The sequence below is a fragment of the Micromonospora sp. NPDC047670 genome (assembly GCF_043204915.1).
In the GTDB taxonomy this organism is placed as follows: Bacteria; Actinomycetota; Actinomycetes; order Mycobacteriales; family Micromonosporaceae; genus Micromonospora.
Genome location: NZ_JBIDDA010000031.1, coordinates 1 through 4,854, shown reverse-complemented (window position 1 = coordinate 4,854; position 4,854 = coordinate 1). Strand labels below are relative to the sequence as shown.

Annotated in this window: 3 protein-coding genes; all 3 read left to right on the top strand. The window is 75.7% G+C overall.

The features are described from left to right. On the top strand, window positions 1-1,161 hold a 1,161-nt coding region (locus ACGF7U_RS31710), incomplete at its 5' end, for an acyltransferase domain-containing protein (RefSeq protein WP_393113061.1). Continuing rightward, window positions 1,158-4,469 carry an amino acid adenylation domain-containing protein gene (locus tag ACGF7U_RS31705; protein ID WP_393113059.1) on the top strand — a complete coding sequence of 1,104 codons (3,312 nt, stop codon included), beginning with the start codon at window positions 1,158-1,160 and terminating at the stop codon, window positions 4,467-4,469. The genes ACGF7U_RS31710 and ACGF7U_RS31705, both read left to right, overlap by 4 nt. Continuing rightward, window positions 4,447-4,854 (top strand): beta-ketoacyl synthase N-terminal-like domain-containing protein (locus ACGF7U_RS31700; RefSeq protein ID WP_393113057.1); only part of this gene is annotated, 408 nt, incomplete at its 3' end. The genes ACGF7U_RS31705 and ACGF7U_RS31700, both read left to right, overlap by 23 nt.

Genomic DNA, 4,854 nt, shown 5'->3' with positions numbered 1-4,854 from the left:
GGCGAGTACGTGGCCGCCTGCCTGGCCGGCGTCTTCGACCTCGCCGACGCGATCGACACCGTGGCCCTGCGCGGCCAGCTCATCGACCGGCTGCCCGACGGTGCCATGCTCGCCGTCAACCTCGCCGAGGCGGACGCCGCCCGGTACGCCGGCGACGACCTCGACGTCGCGGCCGTCAACGGGCCCGAGCAGACCGTGCTCTCCGGCCCGGCCGCCGCCGTCGAGGCGGCCCGGGCGGCGCTGGCCGCCGACGGGGTCCGCGCCAAGCTGGTGCGGGTGCGCCAGGCCGCGCACACCCGGATGCTCGACCCGCTGCTGGCCGAGTTCGCCGCGCACATGGCCACGGTCACGCTGCGGCCCCCGCAGGCGCGGGTCGGCTCCAACGTCACCGGCACCTGGCTCACCGCCGCCGAGGCGACCGACCCGGGCTACTGGGTGCGTCACCTGCGGGCCACCGTCCGCTTCGGCGACAACCTGCGGGCCGCCGCCGCCCTTGCGGACGCGGCGTTCCTGGAGGTCGGGCCGGGGCACGCGCTGGGCACGATGGCTCTGGCGATGAGCCGGGCGGCCGGCGCCGAGACCACCACGTCCATCGTGGCGTCCCTGCCCGCCGCGTCCGGGCAGGACGAGACCGAGACCCTGCTCGGCGCGCTGGCCCGGCTCTGGCTGGCCGGGGCGGCGATCGACTGGGCCGCGTTCTCCGCCGGCGAGCAGCGGCGGCGGGTGCCCCTGCCGACCTACCCGTTCGAACGTCGCCGCTACAGCCTGCTCAACGGGACGGCGCCCGCCGCCGACCAGGCGCCGCCGGCGGCGGCACCGAAGCACGACCGGCCCGACCTGCCCACCGAGTACGAATCACCGCGTTCCGACATCGAGGAGACCGTCGCCGTGGCGTGGCGGGAACTGCTGGGATACCGGGAGATCGGCGTCTTCGACGACTTCCTGCTGCTGGGCGGGGACTCGCTGCTGACCGGCCGGCTGGTCGCCCGCCTCCAGGAGACCTTCCAGGTCCCCCTCACCGTCGCCGAGGCCTTCGCCCGGCGCACCGTCGCCCAGCAGGCCGACCTGATCCAGGAACGCCTTCTCGCCGAGCTGGAGGGGCTCTCCGACTCCGACGCCGAACGGCTCATGAGCGAGGCGGACGCGGAGGCGGGACGATGACGGCGACCCGCGGCGACGCCGCCACCTCGATCCCGCTCCGGCCACCCGGGCGGCCCGCCCCGCTGTCGTTCCAGCAGCGCCGGCTGTGGTTCCTGGACCGGCTGGTGGGCCGCGACGCCGGGGTGCACAACATGGCGATCGCGCTGCGCCTGTCCGGCCCGCTCGACGTCGCGGCGCTGGACCGCGCGCTGCGCCTGATCCGCACCCGGCACGAGGCGCTGCGGACGACCATCCACGACGACGGCGACGAGCCGGTCCAGGTGGTGGAGCCGGTCGACGACACCCCGGTCGAGACGCTGGACCTGACGGCGGTGCCGGACGACCGGCGCCCGGTTCGCCTCGACGAGACGATCGCCGCGCGCGCCCGGGAACCGTTCGACCTGCGCCGCCCGCTGATCCGCACCCTGCTGGTCCGCCTCGCCGCCGACGAGCACGTGCTGCTGGTGACGATGCACCACATCATCGCCGACGGCTGGTCCGGCGGCGTGCTGGCGCGGGAGCTGGCGGAGGGGTACGCGGCGCTGCTCGCGGGCCGCCAGCCCCGGCTGCCCCACCTGCCGTTGCAGTACCCGGACTTCGCGGCCTGGCAGCGTTCGTACCTGACCGGGCCGGTCCTTGAGCGGCAGCTGGGGTACTGGCGGGACCGGCTGGCCGGCGCGCCGCTGGTGCTGGACCTGCCCACCGACCGGCCCCGACCGGCGGTGCAGAGCCACCGCGGCGCCACCCTGCGCCTGGACCTGCCCCCCGACGTGGCCACCGCCCTGCAACGGTTCAGCCGCGCCGAGCAGGTCAGCCCGTTCATGCTCGGCCTGGCCGTCTTCGCGGTGGTGCTGTCGCGCTGGTCCGGCCAGCAGGACCTGGTCGTCGGCACGCCGGTGGCGAACCGCACCCGGCCGGAACTGGAGCACCTCTTCGGCTTCTTCGCCAACACCCTGGCCCTGCGCACCCGGCTCGACGGGGAGCCGACCTTCCGGCAGCTGCTCGACCGGGTGCGCGGCGAGCTGTCGGCGGACTTCGCCCACCAGGACGTGCCGTTCGAGATGCTGGTCGACGCGCTGCACCCCGTCCGCGACCTGAGCCGGCACCCCGTCTTCCAGACCCTGTTCAGTTGGCAGGACGAGCCGATGCGGCCGTTCCGCACCGGCGAGCTGGTCGTCACGCCGATCCCGCAGCACAGCGGCAACGCCCAGTTCGACCTGTCGTTCTACGCCCACCGCACCGGCGACGACGCGGTCTTCTGCATCGTCGAGTACGCCACCGACCTGTTCGACGCCGACACCGTGCGGGGGCTGGCCGACCAGTTCGTCGTCGCGCTGCGGCACGCCGTGGCCGACCCCGACCGCCCGGTGGCCCGGCTGCCGCTGCTGGACGCCGAGCAGCACCACCGGGTCACCGTCGCCTGGAACGACACCGTCGTGCCGGTGCCCACCGGCTGCGTGCACGACCTGGTGACGGCGCAGGCGGCCCGCACCCCGGAGGCGGTCGCGCTGACCTGCGGCGGGCGGGCGCACACGTTCCGCGAGGTGGACGAGCGTGCGGAACGGTTGGCCCACCGGCTGCGCGACGCCGGCGCCGGCCCGGGCCGGCTGGTCGGGGTCTGCCTGCCCCGCGGCGCCGACCTGGTGGTGGCCCTGCTGGCGGTGCTGCGCACCGGGGCGGCGTACCTGCCCCTAGACCCGGCGCACCCGGCCGGGCGGCACGCCGACCTGCTGGACGACGCCGCCGTCGAGCTGGTGGTCACCGCGGACGAGTGGTCCGACCGCTTCCCCGGCCGGCGGACGTGCCCCCCGCACGCCCCGACCGACGGTCCGGCGCCCGCTGTGCCGCTGCCCCGGGTCGACCCGGACGCGCCGGCCTACCTGCTGCACACCTCCGGCTCGACCGGGCGGCCGAAGGGCGTGCTGGTGCCGCACCGGGCCGTCGTCGACTTCCTGGTCGGCGTCCGGACCTGCCCGGGCCTGCTGCCGACCGACGTGGTCCTCGCGGTCAGCACCATCTGCTTCGACATCGCCCTCTACGAGGTGCTCGCCCCCCTCACCGTCGGCGCGCAGGTGGTGCTCGCCACCGAGGACGACGTCCGCCAGGGCGACAGCCTGCTCCGCCTCGTCCGGGAGCACCGGGTGACCGTGCTCGACGGCACGCCCTCCACGTGGCGGCTGCTGGTCGGCGCCGGCTGGGACGGCGGCGACCTGCGGCTGGCGGTCTCCACCGCGGAGGCCCTCACGCCCGAACTCGCCGAGCAGCTGCTCGACCGCTGCCCCGAGGTCTGGAACATGTACGGCCCCACCGAGACGACGGTGTGGGCGGCCGGCCACCGGGTCCGGCGCGGCGAGCGGCCGACCCCGATCGGCCGTCCCACCCCGAACACCCGGCTGTACGTGCTCGACGCCGCCGGCGAGCCGGTGCCGCCCGGGGTGCCGGGCGAGCTGTACGTCGGCGGCGCCGGGGTGGCACACGGATACCTCGGCGCCCCGGCCACCACCGCCGCCCGCTTCGTGCCCGACCCGTACGGGCCGCCCGGTGCCCGGTTGTACCGGACCGGGGACGTGGTGCGGCTGCGCCCGGACGGGGTCATCCAGTACCTCGGCCGCACCGACAACCAGGTGAAGCTGCGCGGCTACCGCATCGAGCTGGGCGAGATCGAGGCGACGCTGCGCCGGCACCGGTCGGTCGCCGACGTGGCGGTCCTGCTGGAGGGCGCCGACCCGGTCCGCCGGCACCTGGTGGCCTACCTGGTGGGCGGGAGCGACGCCGCGCCGGACGCCGCCGAGCTGCGGTCCTGGTGCGCGGCCACGCTGCCCGCGTACATGGTCCCCGCCCGGTACGTCGCCCTGCCGGCGCTGCCGTTGAACAGCAACGGCAAGGTGGACCGGCGGATCCTGGCGCAGACGCCCGGCGCCGACCTGAGCGCCGGCGCCGCGGGGCCGGGCGCCCCGCTGGGGGCCACCGCCCGCCGGGTCGCCGAGGTGTGGCGCGACCTGCTGGGCCGCGACTGCGGCCCGCACGAGAACTTCTTCGACGCGGGCGGCCACTCGCTGCTCGCGGTCGAACTCCAGCGCGCCCTCGCCGAGCGGTTCGGCGTGGACCTGGCGCTGCTGACCATCTTCGAGTTCCCGACCATCGTCGGGCTGGCCAGGTACCTCGACGCGGCGGCCGGCCCGGCCGCCGCGCCGACCGGGCCCGCACCGGCGATCGACGTGGAGTACGGCCGCCGTCGGCGGTCCGCTCACCGGCTCCGGCCACGAACCGGCCCGGCCATCCACCAGCCACCGAGAGGGGAAGCCCATGACGCCGGCCCGAACCGCTGAGACCAACCCGGGCACCACCGCCGCGGACCTGCCCGAGGAACTGGAGAACGCCCTGGCGGTGGTCGGCCTGGCGGGCCGTTTCCCGGGGGCGTCGAACGTGGCGGAGTTCTGGCGGAACCTGTGCGCCGGGGTGGAGTCGGTGACGTTCTTCTCGCCGGAGGAGTTGGCGGCGGCGGGGGTGCCGGAGTCGGTGTACTCGCACCCGAGTTACGTGCCGGCGAAGGCGCGGTTGGACGGCGTGGAGTTGTTCGACGCGGAGTTCTTCGGCTTCAACGCGCACGAGGCGGAGATGACGGATCCGCAGCACCGGTTGTTCCTGGAGTGCGCGTGGGAGGCGCTGGAGGACGCGGCGTACGACCCGGCGCGTTTCCCGGGCCGGATCGGC

Excerpts from the sequence above, each read along its gene's own strand:
- ACGF7U_RS31705 (WP_393113059.1), top strand. The coding sequence starts at position 1,158 with ATGACGGCGACCCGCGGCGACGCCGCCACCTCGATCCCGCTCCGGCCA.